The 24,347-nt window shown below is 38.7% G+C and carries 13 protein-coding genes; 7 read left to right on the top strand and 6 right to left on the bottom strand.

What is annotated here, in order from left to right; translation table 11 throughout:
- Window positions 1-80: 80 nt before the first annotated feature.
- Window positions 81-590 carry a lactoylglutathione lyase family protein gene (locus CW736_RS07985; protein WP_101013458.1) on the bottom strand — a complete coding sequence of 170 codons (510 nt, stop codon included), beginning with the start codon at window positions 588-590 and terminating at the stop codon, window positions 81-83.
- Between the two features lie 110 nt (window positions 591-700).
- On the opposite strand from CW736_RS07985, the gene CW736_RS07990 reads away from it, so the two are divergent.
- Window positions 701-1,024, top strand: coding sequence for a winged helix-turn-helix transcriptional regulator (locus tag CW736_RS07990; RefSeq protein ID WP_101013459.1), 324 nt, complete (start codon window positions 701-703; stop codon window positions 1,022-1,024).
- 360 nt (window positions 1,025-1,384) lie between these two features.
- On the opposite strand, the gene CW736_RS07995 is transcribed toward CW736_RS07990, so the two are convergent.
- The 5 genes from CW736_RS07995 to CW736_RS08015 all read right to left on the bottom strand — a co-directional run bounded on the left by CW736_RS07995 (window position 1,385) and on the right by CW736_RS08015 (window position 15,738).
- On the bottom strand, window positions 1,385-2,197 hold the full coding sequence (locus CW736_RS07995) for a hypothetical protein (protein WP_101013460.1): 813 nt from the start codon (window positions 2,195-2,197) through the stop codon (window positions 1,385-1,387).
- Window positions 2,198-2,473: 276 nt separating this feature from the next.
- Window positions 2,474-3,658 carry a hypothetical protein gene (locus tag CW736_RS08000; RefSeq protein ID WP_101013461.1) on the bottom strand — a complete coding sequence of 395 codons (1,185 nt, stop codon included), beginning with the start codon at window positions 3,656-3,658 and terminating at the stop codon, window positions 2,474-2,476.
- Between the two features lie 62 nt (window positions 3,659-3,720).
- The gene (locus CW736_RS08005; protein ID WP_198519308.1) at window positions 3,721-8,796 is read right to left on the bottom strand and encodes a lectin-like domain-containing protein; all 5,076 of its coding nucleotides are present in this window, start codon (window positions 8,794-8,796) and stop codon (window positions 3,721-3,723) included.
- 574 nt (window positions 8,797-9,370) lie between these two features.
- Window positions 9,371-10,549 carry a hypothetical protein gene (locus tag CW736_RS08010; protein WP_101013463.1) on the bottom strand — a complete coding sequence of 393 codons (1,179 nt, stop codon included), beginning with the start codon at window positions 10,547-10,549 and terminating at the stop codon, window positions 9,371-9,373.
- Between the two features lie 62 nt (window positions 10,550-10,611).
- Window positions 10,612-15,738 carry a lectin-like domain-containing protein gene (locus CW736_RS08015; protein ID WP_101013464.1) on the bottom strand — a complete coding sequence of 1,709 codons (5,127 nt, stop codon included), beginning with the start codon at window positions 15,736-15,738 and terminating at the stop codon, window positions 10,612-10,614.
- A gap of 946 nt (window positions 15,739-16,684) precedes the next feature.
- Between CW736_RS08015 and typA the strand changes: the two genes are divergently transcribed.
- The 6 genes from typA to CW736_RS08045 all read left to right on the top strand — a co-directional run bounded on the left by typA (window position 16,685) and on the right by CW736_RS08045 (window position 24,249).
- Entirely contained in the window at window positions 16,685-18,490 is a 1,806-nt protein-coding gene (typA, locus tag CW736_RS08020; protein WP_101013465.1) for a translational GTPase TypA, read from the top strand.
- A gap of 708 nt (window positions 18,491-19,198) precedes the next feature.
- On the top strand, window positions 19,199-20,134 hold the full coding sequence (locus CW736_RS08025) for a hypothetical protein (protein WP_101013466.1): 936 nt from the start codon (window positions 19,199-19,201) through the stop codon (window positions 20,132-20,134).
- 287 nt (window positions 20,135-20,421) lie between these two features.
- Window positions 20,422-20,721 carry a hypothetical protein gene (locus CW736_RS08030; protein ID WP_101013467.1) on the top strand — a complete coding sequence of 100 codons (300 nt, stop codon included), beginning with the start codon at window positions 20,422-20,424 and terminating at the stop codon, window positions 20,719-20,721.
- 44 nt (window positions 20,722-20,765) lie between these two features.
- Entirely contained in the window at window positions 20,766-21,866 is a 1,101-nt protein-coding gene (locus CW736_RS08035; protein ID WP_101015076.1) for a DegT/DnrJ/EryC1/StrS family aminotransferase, read from the top strand.
- The gene (locus CW736_RS08040; RefSeq protein ID WP_101013468.1) at window positions 21,867-23,171 is read left to right on the top strand and encodes an O-antigen translocase; all 1,305 of its coding nucleotides are present in this window, start codon (window positions 21,867-21,869) and stop codon (window positions 23,169-23,171) included.
- A 310-nt stretch (window positions 23,172-23,481) separates the two neighbouring features.
- Window positions 23,482-24,249, top strand: a complete 768-nt coding sequence (locus CW736_RS08045) for a 3'-5' exonuclease (RefSeq protein WP_101013469.1) — start codon at window positions 23,482-23,484, stop codon at window positions 24,247-24,249.
- Window positions 24,250-24,347 lie beyond the last annotated feature (98 nt).

Raw genomic sequence — 24,347 nt, forward strand, 5'->3', positions numbered from 1 at the left:
AATAAGTTTGTTATACCATAAATTTAAGCAAGTTATTTTTAATTACAAATACCCCATATAGGGTATTTTACATGGCTTTACTACAGGTAGGCACCAGAAGAATAGGTCAGTTCATAACTGTGTGTGTAAATCTCAAACACAATCCCAAATGGGTCTTCTGCGTAGCACATTTTATAAGGCTTGTCATCTGGATAATAGGCTCTTATGGGCATTCGTTGTTTGCCTCCTGCGGCTACAATTTTATCGACTAGTGTTTCTATGTCTGGGTCTTGGATACAGAAGTGAAAGAGTCCTGTGTTAAAAGGGTTGAAATCAGGAGCTTCTTTAACCCCAAAAGGGAAGGAGAACAACTCTATTCCTATTCCGTCAGAGGTAGAGAGGTGCGCGATTTCAAACTCTTCCCAATCGTTTCCAAAGACATCAATACACATTTGTCCTATGGCCGTGTCGGTTTCTTTTTTCACCTTTGATGGTTGCATGATCACATACCACCCCATTACTTCCGAATAGAATTTTACGGCTTTGTGAATATCAGGTATCGTAATTCCTATATGAGAAAATGATCTTGGATAATTTTTGTTAGATGACATAATTAGTTTTCTAAATGCAAAATAAGCATATATTTACTTACTGAGCAATAACTTACTTAAAAGTGCTATACTTACTTAAAAGAGTAAAATGCGTATAATCAATTATTTATATGATAAAAATCAAACAAAATAAATACTGTCCTTTAAATTACACTATGAACCTTATAGGTACCAAGTGGAAGCCCTTAGTTTTGTTTCACCTTTTAGAAGGTGCTTCGCGTTCTGGAGTGTTACAGAAAAAAGTTCCGGGAATTTCTAATAAAATGTTTACCCAGACGGTAAGAGAATTAGAAAAAGACGGTTTGATAAGCAGAGAAGTCTTTCCTGTCGTTCCTCCTAAAGTAGAATACAAACTTACAGAACGAGGTAAAACATTGGAAAACATATTAAAAGCCATGGACGCTTGGGGTGTTCAAAACCATCATGCAGAATAGTATAGGCAATCAGTTACACTCTCCCATGATAAGGCAGTAGATAGTTGTCTTATCATAAAATAAGCGGTATAATTTTTTCTTGAAAGCTATGTTCAATTATTTCTCGGTTCAGAAATGAATATGCAGGCCGTCCTTCTATTGTGAATGAGCAATAAGAGTTAAATATCTTCACCTATGAGATGGAAGGTTTGCGCCTATTGGTCACGCTATTTTGATAAGCTTATCTCAAAACAGTAAAATCAATTTATAGTACAGTCGTTATTTTTATTGATAATCACTGTTTTGAAGATACATATTGCTTTTTAATTCATCTTAGGGGATGTTTTAACTAAGGCAACTTACACTAGTTCTTTTTAAAAATCAAATACAGCTAAACGGTATGACATTACCATTATCATCTAGAACTTTAATTTCTAGAAAATAAGGGTCATCTCCCATATTGTCATCAAATGATCTTACCGTAATAGTATCTGTTTCTGCTACTAAAGTAATCGTTAAAATATAATCATCGTCTGGACCATTAGCCACATTACTGCTGTTCGGCAGAACACCTGAAAAGGTGTCAATGGAAGCCTGAGAAGCAGTTCCTGCATTATCTAAATCTACTAAAAGGCCTAAATCACCTGGACTTTTCTCGTCCGACCAGTAGATAACAACTTTACCGCCAGCAGGAATGGACTCACTTAAGGTAAATTCGATAGTATCATCCGAATCATGATGTAATCTCAAATCGTCTTCATCCGGTTGAGGACCGTTCAATACAATACCATCAAATAGAAGAGGTATACTACTTGTAGACAAGTGATTTGTTGATAAAAGAGCTGTTGTAACCGTAACACAGTCAGGAAAACTGCCGACTTCTTTACAGTCACTATCTACTGATTTCCACTCTGTATTGTTATAATAATATAAGGCACCAGTACCGTTGGTACAGCAATCTGAGCAGTATATAAATAAGCCACCAGGGACTGTTTCCCCGGCAGCAGCAGCAAGGGTATTGATATTATCTCTTTGCGCTAGAGTGAGTACTGGAAACAACACGCCTTTTTCATTGCTATTGATATGTAAAATAGAGGAGGAATCAATATTTTCTGTGTTGATACCTACTTGAGAAAAGGAGTAAAAACTAAAGAAAAGAAGTGTAATAATTAAATAACTAGTTGATTTGATCATAATAAGTGTATTTATTATCTAGTCAATGACTAAAAAAAGATTTTTAAATTGCACGCTATTTCTATGCCAGACTAGAAATTTGTAGTAAGTAATTAACTTATTCATTAAATTCAAATACAAACTTATGAATTATTTAGTCCTAATAAAGAACTAATCGATAAACAGTTAATATAATTGTCATCAGTTATTTAGGATTAAAAAAAAACAGCGTTAAGTGCTCTATTCTTCCGATAAAATGAGGATTGTCAAAAAAAACAGTTGTACGTATGAATACCTTTAATTCAAATTTTCCCAAACACTACCGTTCCACAGTCGGACTTTGTTGGTACCACTATCGTAATATATATCACCTGCTGAAGGAGAGGTAGGTGTTGTAGCTCTAGGGGTTAAATTGATGATATCGCTTATTTTTAAACCTCCTCTAACTTCCACCTCGTCGGTATCAAACTTTCCATAGATTAAAGGGTCGTCATTGGGATCGTTTTGAATAATAAGGGTGTTGCTAGCGGTAGTTTCTCCGTTACCGGCACCAAAACCTATAAAAACATTGTTATTTCCAGTATTCAAAACTCCACTAGTAGCTCCTAAATAAGTATTGGAGTTTCCAGCAGCATTATTGCGCCCTGCGGTAGCGCCCACAAACACATTTTCATCTCCTACACTAGAGTTCAAACCGCTAGCGCTACCTAGAAAAGTGTTGCTGAGTCCTGTGGTGTTAGCGTTGCCTGAAGTCTGACCAAAAAAGCTATTGTCAGAACCTGAAGTATTTTGGATCCCTGTACGTTCTCCAAAGAAGCTGTTCTTTGATCCATCTACATTAGCTACCCCACTTTGAGAACCGAAGAAACTATTTTTTTCTCCTGTGGTATTGCTTTGACCACTGTTAGCTCCAAAAAAACTGTTGTCTGCACCAGAGGTGTTGGAAGCCCCGCTTTTAGATCCTACAAAGGTGGATCTTGTCGTGAGGCTAATATCGTTTGCTTCCCCTGCATCTTCTCCTATAAACACCGATTCTCCTGTGTTTAAAAAATCGAGCTGTCCTTTTTGAGTAAATCTAAAAAACAGGGTATTGTTGGTTTTTATAGCCAGATCCTGTGCGTCTGTGGTTCCAATAAAATCATTACCGCTCGTGGTGCCTGTGTTCCCCTCTAAGTTCCAGTCTTTAGATTCTGTATCATTGGTCACTAAACGAACCCATCGAGGATCGGTAGCAGCAGCGTTCCAATAATAAAAACCTGGGGTCACATCGCTTACAGTTGCGGTGTTGTACACCAGCAAGCTTTCAATATTTCCATTTGTAATGGTAGACATGTCACCGGTCCCTGTTAGCGTCAATCTAGGTATGAGTATTCCCGTATCTGAAGACACTACATCTAGTGAAGAAGATTCGTCAGGAGTTGCCGTGTTTAAACCTACTTGAGCTATTAGGCTGCTAGAGCATAATAAGAATAACAATAGCATGCATTGTATTCTAATCTGCTTTGATTGGTAATTATATATATTTAAGTTCATCATCTCGTGTATTAATTAAGAGGTTCCCAAATAGAACCTGTCCATACTTTTAATTTATTATCACTGGAATCGTAATAGATATCTCCCGTATTAGGTGTTGATGGGATTTGAGCTTTAGGTGATAAGTTTAATTTATTTTGAATAATCAATCGTCCATTTATCAGAAGTGTATTAGCTTGAAAATCTCCATATATAAGAGACGTATCTAGGTTGTCATTTTGAAGTACAAGAAGATCGTTGGCGTTAGGCACCAAACCATCTGCATCATGACCAATAAAGATATTGCCTTGACCTGTATTTGTAGCACCTGTGTAACTTCCTAAAAAGGTATTGTGATTAGACGAGGTATTTACCAGACCCGCGTTCTTACCAATAAAGACATTGTAATTACCTGTGCTTAAAGCAAAGCCACTGTTCTCACCAATGAATAGGTTGTGATTCCCTGTGACATTAGATAGGCCTGCAGCATTTCCAAAGAAGTTATTGTACACCCCTTTTGTGTTTTGATTTCCACTGCGTTCTCCAAAGAAGCTGTTTCCTCCAACACCACAAGCGATCAAGTTGATTACCGTAGGAAGATCGTTAGATGTATTAGAACCAGAGAGGTCATTTACTGTTTGCGTACCACTTGTTCCTTGAGCAGTTGCTTGGTTGGATATAAAACCAGCATCTATATCTGTTGGAGTAATGCTATAGGTAGCTGTATACACCCAAGTTTCAGTTGTATCTAACTCGTTATCAGCATTTGTATCACCATTGACAAAAGTTATAGCAGGCACTTCTACATCTGTAAGACTTACTGCAGTTAAACTGGAGTTCCCTAGGTTGGATACTTGAAAAGTATAGGTAACCGTCTCTGATGCATCTGTACAGCCGTTGGCATTAGTATCATTGAAAACTGCTGTTCGCACCAGTGCAATGTTAGGTAGAAGTACGCTAAGAGTTCCTGATTGTACTTCACGTGCACAAACATTATCCACGTGTGTAATGACTACAAAGTATTGTTGGCCATCTAATGCTTCTGTCGCTGTAATGTTTAAACTGGCATTAGTTTCTCCAGGTATGGCGGTGCCACCTGCATCAGGGTCGTCTAGATACCACTGATATCTGATCCCAGCATTGGCATTACCTGGTGTGGTATAACTGGGTGTTGTGGCAGGTGCGGCACCCACAAATGTGGTGGTCTCATCTCCACTAGCGGTAAGGTTAAAGGTAGCTGTGGCTCCATTATTTACGGTTTGATTTGCTGCAGCAGCCGTTATTTGGAGTTGAGTAGCGGTATATTCATTACCGGTAATACCATTATAACCACCTGCGCCGCCTGTAACTAAACCGTCAGTGTCAAAACCTGTACCGTCTAAAATGCCATCATTATTAGCATCTAATCCTCCTGATTCTAGCACATCAAAGCAGCCGTCATTATCAGAGTCGCTATCTAAAGAGTCGACAATACCGTCTCCATCTGTATCTCCGACAGTTTGTTCTATTTGAAAAGTTAAGTCCCCATCATTATCGCTATAATTATCATCAGCAAAAACAACATAGATCTCCCCTGAAACTGATGGGGTCACTGAAATGGTATTGTTAACAGCAAAAACTTCTCCTAATAATTCATCCACCCCTGGGTTGTATTGCCCGTTCCCATTAGTATCTACCATGGCTATAAACCGCAAACGATTGGTATAGTCTGCAGCTACTAAATTTGCAAAGGGAAGGTCAATCGAAGTGTTGGGGTTTCTAACATGATTGTCAGCATTATCTCTATAGTAATTACCATCTAAGTCCACCCATCTGCGGTCAGCACTTTGATCAAAAAAATACTTTAACACCGATAAGCCATCATGTGGTCCACCACTTACTACTGCAGCGCCTATAGATGAAGTAGGGGAGGTAAATCGGATAGTAACACTAGGGGTAATAGAAACACCAGAAGATTGCCAGGCCTGCACAGTCGTGCTAAAGTTAGAAGATGTTGACAGTACTACCACTTGATTTTCATTAGTATCTAATATCCCATCATTGTCATCGTCTAGGTCACAAATATCAGAGACACCATCTCCATCGGTGTCTAGATTGTTGGAAATAGTAGCGTCACATTCATCATTTGAAGCATCACGGTAATCGTAGTCAATAGTGAGTGCGATAGCATTGCCACCGCCTGGATTCACGTCGTCATCAGTATCTAATAAGGTGAACAAGCCACTACCACTAGTATAAGCGTTTCCATTGACATCGGTATAATCGTCTACGGATTCTGAATCGTCAGAAAGGCCATTAACGCCTGCTCCATTTGCAAGGATAGGTGTGGTTGTAAAACTTTCATTTATATCATTAATTCCATCGTTGTCAGAATCAGCGTCGAGGTAATCTACATCATCAGTACCGTCTGTATTTACAGGAGTTAAACCAGTAGAGCCTGTGCCGTCTGAGTTTCCATTTGGTGTGGCATCATAGGCGTTATCTAGTCCATCATTATCATTATCAAGACCTGTAGGCGATATGTATCCTGCTGTGGTTTGGGCTTCTACGTTGTCTGGAATACCATCATTGTCGGAGTCTAGGTCAAAATTGTTTCTGACGCCATCGTTATCTGAGTCTTCTGATAAGGGCAAGCTGCAGGCGTTGGTTATACGAATACTATGGTTATTAGTACTACCACCAGTGGATGCTGTAAAACCAAAATACACGTTTGATTCTCCTGCAAAGAAATTGGTTATCAAATCAGCAGTATAAGAATCGCTATACACGTTGTCAAACAAGTACGAAAGTCTCTGTGTGCTGGCATTCCATGAAATATCTATAGTGTGCCATTGTCCATCTTCTATGTTACCTGAAGCACCTAAGGCTACATCTGGTCTTAATGTCGTATTTGGAGCAGCCTGATCTGTATCCCAAAATGTTGCATGATCTGCTGCGATATCTAGGGCATTTTGATAGGTATCAAATTCAATAGCAATACCATTTTGAATACCTCCAGCACCAATAGCTATACCGTTATTTCCAACCACATTATTACCTGCAGGATCATTGTGGAAGACAGTGGCTATACCATCAGCTCCGTTATTATTGTTGGTTCCAAAATTGGCTTCAAAACTTAAAGTAAAGCTCTCATTAAAACTTATTCTACCAAAAGACCAAGCCTGCCCGCTTTGATTGTTTAGATTGGGTGTAAGTCGAAACTCATTTATTGAAGTTTCTGAAGCGTTTCCTGTAATATTAAAGTATTCTGAAACAGTTCCAGTCAAATTCCTTTCTTCACAATCTAAGATTCCATCGTTATCATCGTCTATATCGCAAATATCAGAGACACCATCTCCATCGGTGTCTATATTTCCAGAGGCGACAGGGTCGCATGGGTCAGGGCAGTTTGCATCTTGTACGCCACTATTCTGGCTACTCCCTGCAGATTGGCCGCTTCCTGTAGCTATTGTTGGAACTCCATTGGCATCTACACTACCGGTAAGCATGTCATTAGCATCTGTGTTGGCACTGGTGAAATTTGCTCCTCCCTCAACCGCATCACTACAACCATCACTATCTGAGTCCCTGTCTAAATGATCTGGAACCCCATCGTTGTCTGTATCTTGACCACTACACGGAATAGTAATTGTCGTTCCAAATTGACCATCTACACTAAATTCAAATAGATGTGGGTCTGATCCATCGTTATCTTGTCTACTTCTGATTCTTATAGAGGTAATAGGGCCGGCAGAAAACACGTTAAACTGTCTGATAGCTGTTGAGACTACTGGATCATAAGCGGTTGCGTAGGTTGGACCAACTTGTGTGGCGCCATTAAAAAGCAATACTTCTAACCCCAAATAGTTAGCTGCATTATTATTTTGTTCACTATTGCCCCAGTAAATGGTTATTTGAGTATTGGTAGGTAAGGTTGCTCCAAAATCTAAATTAAGATCGTTACCTGGTGGATGATGAACTCTACGGTCATCATTAACAGGGTTAGCAGTATTGGCATCAAACAAGTCAGTAAAAGTAGCGTTCGAAAAATGATCAGGGAGTGTTCCAGTCAGTGTAATATTAGCGGTAGTTTCTACACAACCTTCGTCGGTATCTAAAATCCCGTCATTATCGTCATCTAAATCACAGTTGTTATTAATTCCGTCTGCATCTGGGTCGTTTGCGGTTGGTGTGCCTACTATCGCTCCGTTAGTACAAGGATCTGTAAGAATTATATTGTCAAAAAACATATCTTCACTTCCAGAACTATTACTGGTTAGTATTCTGACCCATGTATTTGTATTACCACCGCTTATTTCAAGTGAAACGTCACCTGTATTATTCTGATTGGAACCACATGGAGCCGTTAAGGTTTGTAAATTCGTATAGGACCCTCCATTATCATAAGAAACTTGAAAAAAGGTTTGATCTCCTGATTCAAAACCACTACTGGAATCATCACAATTCCAATCTGCTGTCCATATAACAGAAGAATATCCACTTAAGTCTATTCTACGAGCAAAGGACCTGTCTGCACCACCGTTAGAAAATACTCTGCCACCGGTAACTGAAGGGCTCCCAGTGGTCGTCCAAGATGCAGTTGCCCAACCGGTACCACCAGAAAAGTTGTTGGATGAAAAATCATCTGAAGCTATAGTGCTTTGTAGGTTGTACGGGTAGTCTGAAATGACTAAAGGAGAAGTTAGTTGGTTTCCAACCTCTAAAACCCAATCACCAGCGGCACCGGTAAGATTAGTAGAAGCTGCAACTTTTATACCCAGCTGTTTTTCAAGATAGCTTACTGCGGCGCGGCCTTTGGTGCCTTTGGCGAAATAGCAGCCGTAGATGTTAAGGCTCCTTTGTCCTGCGGACATTTCCCCAAAGGGGAAAGAAAAATGAGTTTTTACAAAAGTTGCTATTTCTTCTGCGCCTAGCCATTTGTCGTTGATAAAAAGTTCGCCTGGACGACCATGAGAGAATAAGTAAAAGCCTAACTTATCTTGAGGCAGGGCATTTTTTAACAGATCGCTATCTAACAGGGACGTGTCTATATAGTAATTTTGTATGCTATTGGTATACTCGCAAGTAGTTATCGCACTTGAAACAGAAGTGTAAAAAAACACTGACATCAAAGAGAGTAGTGTCCTTACCGTCCAATATTTAAAATAATTTTCTCCCATTATTGTGAAATATCTATAGTTGCCTTTTAGTTGTTCTCTGTAAGCTAGTAAGTTACTAAAAATAATATTTGGCGCAAAAGTACATAAAAATAACTTTTTTTTTATAAAATAAAACTGTTTTAAAGGGTTTATAATCAAAAGATAAAATTTTACAGAATGCCTCTTCTATTGTAGGAATTTTTCATTATTAACGATAATATTAAATAGCTCACGGAGCCTAGTACTTGCTATAAACATAGGGGAGGTGTGTAGATTTTGGATGGTATTTCGCTTCCCGAAGTGAATTCGGGACAAGTTTCGCGAAAGCGGGATGCTCATCCTTCTACAGAATGTCTCAATATTATTTAGAGCATATTCATAAATATAGCTCGTCTTAAAGTAGTATTATTCATAGTTGGAGTCGCTTATCAGGAAAGGATGATAGAATAGTATTTGATGAATCTGCATGCCATATTATTGAACTATAGATTTTGAAATAGGTGTACCTTCCTAAAAGCTTAAATACGGCTTGCTCTATTGTTTTTTAATTCAAAGTTTCCCAAACACTACCGTTCCACAGTCGGACTTTGTTGGTGCCACTATCGTAATATATATCACCTGCTGAAGGAGAGGTAGGTGTTGTAGCTCTAGGGGTTAAATTGATGATATCGCTTATTTTTAAACCTCCTCTAACTTCCACCTCGTCGGTATCAAACTTTCCATAGATTAAAGGGTCGTCATTGGGATCGTTTTGAATAATAAGGGTGTTGCTAGCGGTAGTTTCTCCGTTACCGGCACCAAAACCTATAAAAACATTGTTATTTCCAGTATTCAAAACTCCACTAGTAGCTCCTAAATAAGTATTGGAGTTTCCAGCAGCATTATTGCGTCCTGCTGTGGAGCCTACAAACACATTTTCATCTCCTACACTAGAGTTCAAACCGCTAGCGCTACCTAGAAAAGTGTTGCTGAGTCCTGTGGTGTTAGCGTTGCCTGACGTCTGACCAAAAAAGCTATTATCAGAACCTGAAGTATTTTGGATTCCTGTACGTTCTCCAAAGAAGCTGTTCTTTGATCCATCTACATTAGCTACCCCACTTTGAGAACCAAAGAAACTATTCTTTTCTCCTGTGGTATTGCTTTGACCACTGTTAGCTCCAAAAAAACTGTTGTCTGCACCAGAGGTGTTGGAAGCCCCGCTGTTAGTTCCTATAAAGGTGGATCTTGTCGTAAGGGTATTATCGTTTAATTCTCCAGCATTTTCCCCTATAAACACCGATTCTCCTGTGTTTAAAAAATCGAGCTGTCCTTTTTGAGTAAATCTAAAAAACAAGGTGTTGTTGGTTTTGATATCCAGATCCTGTGTGTCTGTAGTTCCAATAAAATCCACACCGTTTACGGTGCCTGTGTTCCCTCTTAAATTCCAGTCTCTAGATTCTGTATCACTAGTCACTAAACGAACCCATTGGGTAGCGGTAGCGTTCCAATAATAAAAACCTGGGGTCACATCGCTTACAGTTGCTGTGTTGTACACCAACAAGCTTTCAATATTACCATTTACAATGGTAGACATGTCACCGGTCCCTGTTAGCGTCAATCTAGGTATGAGTATTCCTGTATCTGAAGACACTACATCTAGTGAAGAAGATCCGTCAGGAGCTGCCGTGTTGATCCCTACTTGAGCTATTAGGCTGCTAGAGCATAATAAGAATAACAATAGCATGCATTGGATTCTAATCTGCTTTGATTGGTAATTATATATATTTAAGTTCATCATCTCGTGTATTAATTAAGAGGTTCCCAAATAGAACCTGTCCATACTTTTAATTTATTATCACTGGAATCGTAATAGATATCTCCCGTATTCGGTGCTGAAGGAACTTGAGCTTTAGGTGATAAGTTTAATTTATTTTGAATGATCAATCGTCCATTTATCAGAAGCGTGTTAGCTTGAAAATCTCCATAGATAAGAGAGGTATCTAGGTTGTCATTTTGAAGTACAAAAAGATCATTGGCGTTAGGCACCAAACCATCTGCATCATGACCAATAAAGATATTACCTTGACCTGTATTTGTAGCTCCAGTATAGCTTCCTAAAAAGGTATTGTGATTAGAAGAGGTATTTACCAGACCAGCGTTCTTACCAATAAAGACATTGTAATTACCTTGATTTAAAGCAAAGCCACTATTTTCACCAATGAATAGGTTGTGATTCCCCGTGACATTAGATAGGCCTGCAGCATTTCCAAAGAAGTTATTGTACACCCCTTTTGTGTTTTGATTTCCGCTGCGTTCTCCAAAGAAGCTGTTTCCTCCAACGCCACAAGCGATCAAGTTGATTAGTGTAGGAAGATCGTTAGAGATATTGGAACCAGAAAGATCACTTACTGTTTCCGTACCACTTGTTCCTTGAGCAGTTGCTTGGTTGGTTATAAAACCAGCGTCTACATCTGTTTGTAGAATGCTGTAAGTAGCTGTATACACCCAGGTTTCAGTTGTATCTAACTCGTTATCAGCATCTGCATCACCATTGACAAAAGTTATAGCAGGCACTTCCACATCTGTAAGACTTACTGCTGTTAAACTGGAGTTCCCTAGGTTGGATACTTGAAAAGTATAGGTAACCGTCTCTGATGCATCTGTACAGCCGTTGGCATTAGTATCATTGAAAACTGCTGTTCGCACCAGTGCAATGTTAGGTAGAAGTACGCTAAGAGTTCCTGATTGTACTTCACGTGCACAAACATTATCCACGTGTGTAATGACTACAAAGTATTGTTGGCCATCTAATGCTTCTGTCGCTGTAATGTTTAAACTGGCATTAGTTTCTCCAGGTATGGCGGTGCCACCTGCATCAGGGTCGTCTAGATACCACTGATATCTGATCCCAGCATTGGCATTACCTGGTGTGGTATAACTGGGTGTTGTTGCAGGTGCGGCCCCCACAAAAGTGGTGGTCTCATCTCCACGAGCGGTAAGGTTAAAGGTAGCTGTGGCTCCATTATTTACAGTTTGGTTAGTTGTTGCAGCAGTTATTTGGAGTTGGGTAGCGGTATATTCATTACCGGTAATACCATTATAACCACCTGCGCCGCCTGTAACTAGGCCGTCAGTGTCAAAACCTGTACCGTCTAAAACGCCATCATTATTAGCATCTACTCCTCCTGATTCTAGCACATCAAAGCAGCCGTCATTATCAGAATCGCTATCTAAAGAGTCGACAATACCGTCTCCATCTGTATCTCCGACAGTTTGTTCTATTTGAAAAGTTAAGTCCCCATCATTATCACCATAATTATCATCAGCAAAAATAACATAGATCTCCCCTGAAACTGATGGGGTCACTGAAATGGTATTGTTAACAGCAAAAACTTCTCCTAATAATTCATCCACCCCTGGGTTGTATTGCCCGTTCCCATTAGTATCTACCATGGCTATAAACCGCAAACGATTGGTATAGTCTGCAGCTACTAAATTTGCAAAGGGAAGGTCAATCGAAGTGTTGGGGTTTCTAACATGATTGTCAGCATTATCTCTATAGTAATTACCATCTAAGTCCACCCATCTGCGGTCAGCACTTTGATCAAAAAAATACTTTAACACCGATAAGCCATCATGTGGTCCACCACTTACTACTGCAGCGCCTATAGATGAAGTAGGGGAGGTAAATCGGATAGTAACACTAGGGGTAATAGAAACACCAGAAGATTGCCAGGCCTGCACAGTCGTGCTAAAGTTAGAAGATGTTGACAGTACTACCACTTGATTTTCATTAGTATCTAATATCCCATCATTGTCATCGTCTAGGTCACAAATATCAGAGACACCATCTCCATCGGTGTCTAGATTGTTGGAAATAGTAGCGTCACATTCATCATTTGAAGCATCACGGTAATCGTAGTCAATAGTGAGTGCGATAGCATTGCCACCGCCTGGATTCACGTCGTCATCAGTATCTAATAAGGTGAACAAGCCACTACCACTAGTATAAGCGTTTCCATTGACATCGGTATAATCGTCTACGGATTCTGAATCGTCAGAAAGGCCATTAACGCCTGCTCCATTTGCAAGGATAGGTGTGGTTGTAAAACTTTCATTTATATCATTAATTCCATCGTTGTCAGAATCAGCGTCGAGGTAATCTACATCATCAGTACCGTCTGTATTTACAGGAGTTAAACCAGTAGAGCCTGTGCCGTCTGAGTTTCCATTTGGTGTGGCATCATAGGCGTTATCTAGTCCATCATTATCATTATCAAGACCTGTAGGCGATATGTATCCTGCTGTGGTTTGGGCTTCTACGTTGTCTGGAATACCATCATTGTCGGAGTCTAGGTCAAAATTGTTTCTGACGCCATCGTTATCTGAGTCTTCTGATAAGGGCAAGCTGCAGGCGTTGGTTATACGAATACTATGGTTATTAGTACTACCACCAGTGGATGCTGTAAAACCAAAATACACGTTTGATTCTCCTGCAAAGAAATTGGTTATCAAATCAGCAGTATAAGAATCGCTATACACGTTGTCAAACAAGTACGAAAGTCTCTGTGTGCTGGCATTCCATGAAATATCTATAGTGTGCCATTGTCCATCTTCTATGTTACCTGAAGCACCTAAGGCTACATCTGGTCTTAATGTCGTATTTGGAGCAGCCTGATCTGTATCCCAAAATGTTGCATGATCTGCTGCGATATCTAGGGCATTTTGATAGGTATCAAATTCAATAGCAATACCATTTTGAATACCTCCAGCACCAATAGCTATACCGTTATTTCCAACCACATTATTACCTGCAGGATCATTGTGGAAGACAGTGGCTATACCATCAGCTCCGTTATTATTGTTGGTTCCAAAATTGGCTTCAAAACTTAAAGTAAAGCTCTCATTAAAACTTATTCTACCAAAAGACCAAGCCTGCCCGCTTTGATTGTTTAGATTGGGTGTAAGTCGAAACTCATTTATTGAAGTTTCTGAAGCGTTTCCTGTAATATTAAAGTATTCTGAAACAGTTCCAGTCAAATTCCTTTCTTCACAATCTAAGATTCCATCGTTATCATCGTCTATATCGCAAATATCAGAGACACCATCTCCATCGGTGTCTATATTTCCAGAGGCGACAGGGTCGCATGGGTCAGGGCAGTTTGCATCTTGTACGCCACTATTCTGGCTACTCCCTGCAGATTGGCCGCTTCCTGTAGCTATTGTTGGAACTCCATTGGCATCTACACTACCGGTAAGCATGTCATTAGCATCTGTGTTGGCACTGGTGAAATTTGCTCCTCCCTCAACCGCATCACTACAACCATCACTATCTGAGTCCCTGTCTAAATGATCTGGAACCCCATCGTTGTCTGTATCTTGACCACTACACGGAATAGTAATTGTCGTTCCAAATTGACCATCTACACTAAATTCAAATAGATGTGGGTCTGATCCATCGTTATCTTGTCTACTTCTGATTCTTATAGAGGTAATAGGGCCGGCAGAAAACACGTTAAACTGTCTGATAGCTGTTGAGACTACTGGATCATAAGCGGTTGCGTAGGTTGGACCAACTTGTGCGGCTCCATTAAAAAGCAATACTTCTAACCCCAAATAGTTAGCTGCATTATTATTTTGTTCACTATTGCCCCAGTAAATGGTTATTTGAGTATTAGTAGGTAAGGTTGCTCCAAAATCTAAATTAAGATCGTTACCTGGTGGATGATGAACTCTACGGTCAGCGTTAACAGCGTTAGCCGTATTGGCATCAAATAAGTCAGTAAAAGTAGCGTTTGAAAAGTGATCAGGGAGTGCTCCGATGAGTGTAATATTAGCTGTAGTTTCTACACAACCTTCGTCGGTGTCTAAAATCCCATCATTATCGTCATCTAAGTCACAGTTATTATTAATTCCGTCTGCATCTGGGTCGTTTGCGGTTGGTGTGCCTACTATCGCTCCGTTAGTACAAGGATCTGTAAGAATTATATTGTCAAAAAACATGTCTTCACTACCAGAGTCATTACTGGTTAGAATTCTGACCCATGTATTTGTATTACCGCCGCTTATTTCAAGTGAAACGGCACCCGTATTATTCTGATTGGTACCACAAGGAGCCGTTAAGGTTTGTAAATTCGTATAAGACACTCCATTATCATAAGAAACTTGAAAAAAGGTTTGATCTCCTGATTCAAAACCACTACTGGAATCATCACAATTCCAATCTGCTGTCCATATAACAGAAGAATACCCACTTAAGTCTATTCTACGAGCAAAGGACCTGTCTGCACCACCGTTAGAAAACACGCTACCGCCTATAACTGAAGGGCTCCCAGTAGTGGTCCAAGAGGCAGTTGCCCAACCGGTACCACCAGAAAAGTTGTTGGATGAAAAATCATCTGAAGCTATAGTGCTTTGTAGGTTGTACGGGTAGTCTGAAATGACTAAAGGAGAAGTTAGTTGGTTTCCAACCTCTAAAACCCAATCACCAGAGGCACCGGTAAGATTAGTAGAAGCTGCAACTTGGATATCTAGCTCTTTTTCTAAGTAGGTAACTGCTGCTCTCCCTTTTTCGCCTTGAGCAAAATAGCAGCCGTAGATGTTAAGGCTCCCTTGTCCTGCAGACATTTCCGCAAAGGGGAAAGAAAAATGAGTTTTTACAAAAGTTGCTATTTCTTCTGCGCCTAGCCATTTGTCGTTGATAAAAAGTTCGCCTGGACGACCATGAGAGAACAAGTAAAAGCCTAATTCGTCTTGAGGCAGGGCATTTTTTAACAGATGAGTATCTTTTAGGGAGGCGTCTATATAATTACTTGATATAGAACCAGTATGCTGGTAAGTAGTTATAGCACTTGAATTTATGGTGTACAGTAGCATTGTAATTAAAGGCCATAGTACCTTAACCACCATATACCTAAAATAATTTCCCCTCATTATTTAAAATATTTACAGTTATCTTTTTATTTGTCCTCTGGAAACTAGGACGTTAGAAAATTAATATTTTTTTTGCTAAAACGCATAAAAAAATAGATGCTTCTTTTTTTTTAAAATATTTTTATACTCAAAATATTTTTTTTTTAGAAAAGGGAGCCGCTATCACGATCCCTTTTGTATAGAGGTCTTAGCGCAATTTTACTTCTTCAATTTGAAAGGCTGAGAATTATTTTTCCATCACTAAAATTATAATTTAAGATTTTTTATTTATTCGATAAACATCACTATTCTGTTAATATTTAGCATTATTAATTGTGTGAAATAATATTTTATAGTTGTTTGAACAAAATGTAAATAATTGTTTTCAAATCACTTGAGTATAAATTTAGGTATAATTATGGGTATAAATACCCATTTAGATACAACCTAGTAGTCTGCTGAATACGTATTAAAAGTCAGCTATTTCTAAGTATAATGGAATTCATTTTATTACCAGGTAATTTTTAGGGTATTTTAAAAACGTGAATAGCGTCCTTGGATGATGGTAATTCCTTTATCACTATAAAGCAATAGAGCAAGTTCAAATCCCTGAAAAAAGGAATTCAGAGAGGAAGACCTTAGGTGCACTATCAAATTTGCAATCTTCATTGATAGTTGAATAACAATAGATACCTCTTTAAATCAGGAGTTGTCCTTTTGATGAGTTAACCTCTCATTATGTTGCTCAATAAAGCGATTCTTAATAGTGCTTGATAGATACAGGTATTGGTGTAAAAAATGTGATAGGATTAGGGATGCTGTATGGTATTTCGCTTTCGCGAAAGCGGTACTAAGAATAAGCCTGTTGAAAACCAGACAGTTGATGATAACGATCATTTAACGTAACAAAGTGTTAAAAACCAATAAATAAGAGTATTTTTGCAGCCGCTTAGAAGCATTATTTTTTATGAAAGATATCAGAAACATCGCGATTATTGCTCACGTAGACCACGGTAAGACTACGTTAGTAGACAAGATTTTACACCATTGTGAAACCTTCCGTGAGAATGAAACTACCGGAGATTTAATTCTTGATAACAACGATATTGAACGTGAACGCGGGATTACCATCCTTGCAAAGAACGTATCAGTAATGTACAAAGGCACGAAGATCAATATTATTGATACTCCTGGTCACGCCGATTTTGGTGGTGAAGTAGAGCGTGTATTGAACATGGCTGATGGTGTACTACTTTTAGTAGATGCCTTTGAAGGCCCAATGCCTCAAACTCGTTTTGTATTGCAAAAAGCTATCGACCTTGGTTTAAAGCCATGTGTGGTAGTGAATAAAGTAGATAAAGAAAATTGTACACCAGATGAGGTGCATGAGTCTATTTTTGACTTGATGTTTGAACTTGGTGCTGAAGAATGGCAATTGGACTTTCCTACTGTTTACGGTAGTGCAAAGAACAACTGGATGTCTGAAGACTGGAAGAATGAAACGACTGATATCGAGCCTTTGTTAGATATGGTGTTAGCGCACGTTCCTGCTCCTAAAGTAGAGCAAGGAACAACTCAGTTGTTGATTACTTCTTTAGATTTCTCTAATTATACCGGACGTATCGCGATAGGTCGTATCAAAAGAGGATCTATTAAAGAAGGACAAAACGTTTCATTATGTAAGCGTGATGGTTCTGTAACTAAAACTAAAGTCAAAGAAGTTTATGTCTTTGACGGTATGGGAAAAGCCAAAGCAGAAGAGGTAATGGCTGGTGATATTTGTGCCATTGTAGGACTAGAAGGTTTTGAAATAGGAGACTCTGTTGCCGATTTTGAAAACCCTGAAGCTATGCCTACGATTGCTATCGATGAGCCTACCATGAGCATGCTATTTACTATTAATGATTCTCCTTTCTTCGGTAAGGACGGTAAATTTGTAACCTCACGTCACATTAATGACCGTTTAACTAAAGAATTAGAGAAAAATCTTGCCTTACAAGTACACGATACTGGTAGTGCAGATAAGTTTATGGTTTTTGGCCGTGGTGTATTGCACCTTTCTGTATTGATCGAAACGATGCGTCGTGAAGGTTATGAAATGCAAATAGGACAGCCACAAGTTATTATAAAAGAAATAGATGGTGTTAAATGTGAGCCTATTGAAGAGCTTACTATCGATTTACCTGAAGAGGTAAGTGGTAAGGCTGTTGAAATGGTTACCTTAAGAAAAGGAGAAATGACTAGTATGGGGCCTAAAGGGCAACGTATGGTTTGCGAATTTAAAATTCCTTCTCGTGGTATCATCGGATTGCGTAATCAATTGATTACAGCTACTGCAGGAGAGGCGATTATGAACCATCGTTTTGTAGGTTTTGAACCTTATAAAGGAGACATTCAAGGACGTACTAATGGTTCTATGATTTCTATGGAGAAAGGAACGTCGATTCCTTATTCTATGGATAAACTACAAGATCGTGGTAAATTCTTTATCTACCCAGGTGAAGAGATTTATGGTGGTCAAGTAGTAGGAGAGAATTCTAGACCAGATGATCTAGCGATCAACCTTACAAAAACGAAGAAGCTTTCTAACGTGCGTAGTGCTGGTAATGATGATAAAGTAAAGATCGCACCGCCGGTAAAATTTACTTTAGAAGAAGCATTGGAATACATTCAAAAAGATGAGTACGTTGAAGTGACTCCTAATTACTTAAGATTGCGTAAGATCATTCTTGATGAAGGAATGCGCAAACGTGCAGGAAAACAACTTTCTTAATTTCTAATTAAGAATTATAATATAAAAAAGACTGTCTGAAAAGACAGTCTTTTTTGCTTAAAAAGCTTTCAGAGTTCGTTTCCGTTCCCCAATCCTGAAGGGTGCGGAAACTAGTATTGTATTAGTATGGGGTGTGGATTAGAAAGCTCTCCCTTTAGGGCAGGGGAAAAGCTTTCAGAGTTCGTTTCCGTTCCCCAACCCTGAAGGGTGCATTTCGTTTCCGTTCCCCAACCCTAAGGGTGCATTTTGTTTCCGTTCCCCAACCCTAAAGGGTGCGGAAACTAGTATTGTATTAGTATGGGGTGTGGATTAGAAAGCTCTCCCTTTAGGGTAGGGGAAAAGCTTTCAGAGTTCGTTTCCGTTCCCCAACCCTAAAGGGTGCGGAAACTAGTATTGTATTAGTATGGGGTGTGTATTAGAAAGCTCTCCCTTTAGGGCAGGGGAAAAGCTTTCAGAGTTCGTTTCCGTTCCCCAACCCTGAAGGGTGCATTTCGTTTCCGTTCCCCAACCCTAAAGGGTGCGGAAACTAGTATTGTATTAGTATGGGGTGTGGATTAGAAAGCTCTCCCTTTAGGGCAGGGGAAAAGCTTTCAGAGTTCGTTTCCGTTCCCCAACCCTAAAGGGTGCGGAAACAAAAGCTTTAATTTCAAATTAGTTTTTAAGTTCAAAAGTTTCCTTCTACCTATCTTAGCGTCTTAATAATTTTAATTGAGTATACAGGTTCAAAAATATCTTCTAGAAAATGCCGCAGAGTGGAACGCTTTTGTAAAGCAATCTGTAAACGGTACCTTCCTTCTGGATCGTAATTTTATGGACTATCACCAGGAGCGCTTTGAAGACCACAGTTTAATGATGCACCTAGACGGTCAATTGATGTGTTGTATTCCTGCTCATGTAAAAGACGGTATTTTTTACAGTCATCGAGGTTTGAGTTATGCGGGTTTGATCATCAGCGCTAACGCAGCAACAAATATAGACAGGATTGTTGATGCGTTGTTGGAGTATTTGAAAGGTCTCGCTTTCGCGAAAGCGGAATTACAACTACCACCTGTATCCTATCAATCTATAAATAAGGAAATTGCAGATGTTTTAGAACAGAAAGGTTTTACTCCTAATCGAAAATTGCACAATCAGTCGGTAGCATTAGATCAAGAAATACAGGTGTCACCTAAAAAGTCTATAGGTTACCGCAATGGGAAATTTGAGGGTTTGAGGATGGAAACCACAAATGATTTTAGGAGTTTCTGGGAAGAAGTTTTAACGCCACAATTGGCAGAACGTTACCATTCAAAGCCAGTACACAGTCTAATAGAAATAGAATTACTCGCTTCTAGGTTTCCAGAGAACATCATTCAGTATAATGTGTATAGGGAGGGTGCATTACTTGCAGGAATCACTTTTTTTATAAAAGGGAACATAGTGAAGTCTCAATATACTGCTAGTTCTCCAGACGGGTTAAAAACAGATGCCGTAGCTTATGTTTATATGGAGGCTATGAAAGAATTTAAGGAAAAAGGATGCTCCTTAATGGATTATGGACCAGTGAATGAAAAAGACGGATCGGTAAATAAAGGTTTACAGCGCTTTAAAAAACAATTGGGCTGTCAAGAAGAGGAATGGCGACGATGGGAATTTGAATTGTAATCAATAGGTCAAAGAAAAAAACCACCAAACAATAAGTTGCTATCAAACACTTATTATCCGGTGGTCATTCAACCAAACTTAACTTATTTTTCTTTTTCATAATATTTTCGGATGTTTATAATTAATAAAGGCTAATTCAATAATCTAAACTTTACTTCCAATCTTATGATGGTACAAATTTAAAGGATTTACCCAGTTCAAGATGCCAATATCTAGTTAAGCAATGTTAAGTAGTGTTACCTTTATATTTTAAAAAACCAATTAAATTTGCAACAGACTTTTAACAAATGAAGAATACAAAGAGATCATTTCATTTCGCCGTTTTTTCGAGTGTATTGCTTGTCGTTTTTACGATTTTAGGCCAGACCACAAGGACAGCAGCTAATACTATCAATGATATCACTGCTTACTTAATCACCTTGTTTTTTATATCAGTTCTTTTTGGAGCTATTTTTAGTGTTTTGAGTATTAGAGAGGATTTCCATTGGAAAAAATATGCGGGAATAGGAGTTAATTTCTTCTTTTTGGTAATGACCAGCCTTGCTTTGATCGGTAATTTAAAAGACATCGTAGAAGCCTTTAGATAAAGCACTTTTGTTGTGTTATCTTCGTTACCTAGTCCATGAAGGAAATGATATCAACTTATATTCCATATTTAGATCTACAACCTCATAACAACAGGTTTGCTCAACAAGACCTAAAGACGTTTAAAGAAATTCACCGTACAGGTAGATTCATAGGTGGGGAATGGGTGAATAGATTTGAAAATACATTTGCCTCATATTGTGGAGTAGATCACTGTATAGGAACTGCTAACGGAATGGACGCGCTCACCATTATCTTAAAAGCAGAACTTGCTTTAGGAAAGCTTCCTAAAAATGCAAAGATTGTGGTGCCAGCTCACACCTATATCGCCACTTTTTTAAGTGTGCTTCATGCAGGTATGCAGCCTATTCCTGTAGATGTGGAAGAACTTACTATAACTGCACAAGTATTGCGTCAGTTCCATCAAAACTATGATGCTATCATAGCTGTAGATATTTATGGGAGGCTGGTAGATGATGAAGTATATGCCTATGCAAAAGAAAAGTCAATTCCTATCTACTGTGATACCGCTCAATCTCATGGTGCAACTAGTGATACAGGCGTTAAGTCTGGGAATCTAGCTCGAGCCAGTGCCTTCTCCTTTTATCCAACAAAAAACTTAGGAGCTCTTGGAGATGCAGGGGCGATAACCACAAATGATCACGACCTGGCAATTACCTGCCGCAAGATTGCTAATTACGGTAGAGAAAGCCGTTTTATCAATAACTTAGTGGGAGTTAATTCTAGACTGGATCCATTACAAGCTGGTTTTTTGCTCAATAGATTGCCACAACTCGACACCGATAATCAAAGAAGAGTAGCGATAGCTTCGTATTATTTCAAGCATCTTCAGAATACTAAAGTAAGCTTACATACTCTCGATTTCCTTAAAAATAATGTCGTGCATGTTTTTCCTGTTTATGTAGATCATAGAAAAGGCTTTGTAGATCACTTAGATAAGGAAGGCATAGGTACAAGCGTGCATTATGAAGTGCCTCCACATCAACAAAAAGCATTGCAAGAGTTGAATCATCTTAGATTTCCAGTTACAGAAAAATTACATCGCACAGAGGTGAGCTTGCCTTGTCACCCATTAATGACTTTAGAGCAGCTGCAAAAAGTAGTACAAGCAGTAAATGCCTACTAGATGAGAAGACTCTTTTATAAACTTCATAAAAATGTATTGCTCAAAGTAGCTGGGTTCAATTCTATTCATGTATTTCTGAAAATAGGAATAGGGGCCATCATGTCTAAAATTCTTGCTGAGTACGTAGGTGCGGCAGGATTGGGAATCCTTGGTAACCTGCGTAATTTTACTCAAGGCTTACTCACTTTTTCTGTGCTAGGGCTGGAAAATGGACTGATTAAAAATACGGCCCAATTTCAGCAAGAGCCGGCAGCGTTAAAAAAGGTATTTGGTACCGCTTGGTTATGGAGCATATGCGCCAGTATAACAGCAGCTGTTGTGATATTCTTTGCCGCTTCTTGGTTGGATGAAAAACTTATAGCGACAGAGGTAGACTTTTCTATGGTTTTTAAAGTTCTTGCCTGTTCGCTGCCTTTTTATGTAGTTTTTGTTTTGATTACCAGCCTGATGCAAGGTCTAGAGTGGTACAAGAAATTTATTATTCTCAATATCATTATAAGTATTTTGGTTTTTGGAACTTCTGCGATTCTGGTCTATCAATACAATCTTACCGGAGCTTTATATTCGCTTGCTTTAGTTCCTTTTTTACAATGTATCGCAGCCGTTGTTTTTTGGTTGTTTCAAGGAGAAAAAACCATAATACTTCAAGAACTTCTGAATTTTCACTTTGATAAAAAAACCAGTCGGCAGTTGCTTAAATACAGTATTATGGCACTGGTCAGTGCTTTGCTAATTCCCTTGGTAAATATCTTGGTAAGAGATCAAGTTAGAGTAGAAGTGAGTGATGAGGCTGCTGGATGGTGGGAGGCTGTCGTGCGTATCTCTGGATATTACATGCTTTTTGTAACCAGCTTGATCAGCCTTTATGTCTTGCCTAGTTTGAGTAAAGATAACAGTCATAAGAACTACAGAGCTACTGTCTGGAATTTCTATAAAACAATATTACCACTTGTTATAGTCGGTCTTATCGCCATTTACTTTTCTAGAAATTTGATCATATCCATATTATTCACCAATGAATTTGACCCTTCTAGCGGTTTATTTAAATGGCAGCTACTAGGCGATTTTATAAAGATCATTACTACGGTCTTAGCCTTTAGATTTATTGCTATAAACGACTTGAGAAACTACCTTATAGCTGAGGTCTTGAGTATCGCATCTTTTTACCTCTTAGCGCTTTATTTTATCCCCGCTTATCAAGAAGAAGGTGTAGTAATGGCTTATTTAGGTAATTATATATTTTATTTATTGGTGTTGCTCTTCATCTTGCGAAAAGAACTGTTTGGTAAAGAAATTTCTCTTTAATTCTCCCTAAGATAGTTGTGTCACATAGTTACTAAAGTATTAATAATCAATAGTATAAATTAGTTTTTTTTATATTTTCATCAGTAAAAAAGCTTCTTAAGTGAGTGCTTATGATCTTTTGTCCAGGATGGTACTTTAAAAAAGGATGCAGTTACATCCTGATAATATTTTAATAAAAGGATTCCTATTTTGTGCTCGGCTCGGTACTACAAACTTATATTTGTACCTTCAGTTCGTTTCTGTTTTTGTTGTTAGTGGGTGTTCCGCTTTCGCGAAAGCGGATATTTTAAAAATCAATCGACCACTTATTATGGATTTACAACTCAACAGACCTATTTGCTTTTTTGACCTAGAAACTACTGGTACGAATATCTCTAAAGATAGAATCGTTGAAATTTCTATACATAAAGTATTCCCCAATGGAGAGGAGAAGACCTATACTTTTAAAATAAATCCTACGGTGCCTATTCCTGCAGAAACTACCGCGATCCATGGCATTACAGATGATATGGTCAAAGATGAACCTACTTTTAAAGAAAGAGCTCATGAGGTCAATAATATCATCAAAGATGCAGATCTGGCGGGTTTTAATTCCAATAGATTTGACATCCCATTGCTAGCAGAAGAAATGTTGAGAGCAGGAATAGATTTTGAAATGGGAAACAGGAATGCCATTGATGTGCAGAATATTTTTCACAAAATGGAACAACGTACACTAGTAGCCGCGTATAAATTCTACTGCCAAAAAGACCTTACTGATGCCCACAGCGCAGAGGCTGATACTATCGCTACTTATGAGGTTTTAAAAGGCCAATTAGATCGTTATCCAGAACTGGATAATAATATGAAATCTTTATCAGAGTTTTCTACTCGTAGAAAGCCAGTTGATTTTGCGGGTATGCTAGCTTTTAACGAGGCTGGAGAAGAGTGTTTCAACTTTGGGAAGCATAAGGGCAAACGTATAGTAGATGTATTGAATCAAGAACCAGGATATTACAGTTGGATTCAAAATGCAGATTTCCCGCTTTATACAAAGAAGGTGCTCACTGCTATTAAGCTGCGCGGGTTTAACGGCTAATGATTTGTTGAGGTAATTTTACTACATGTTGTGTTTATTATCATTGATTTACAGTGTGTTATGATTTAACACAGCCTATTTTGTATTAGCTATGTTGA

The sequence above is a fragment of the Nonlabens sp. MB-3u-79 genome, assembly GCF_002831625.1.
Lineage (GTDB): Bacteria > Bacteroidota > Bacteroidia > Flavobacteriales > Flavobacteriaceae > Nonlabens.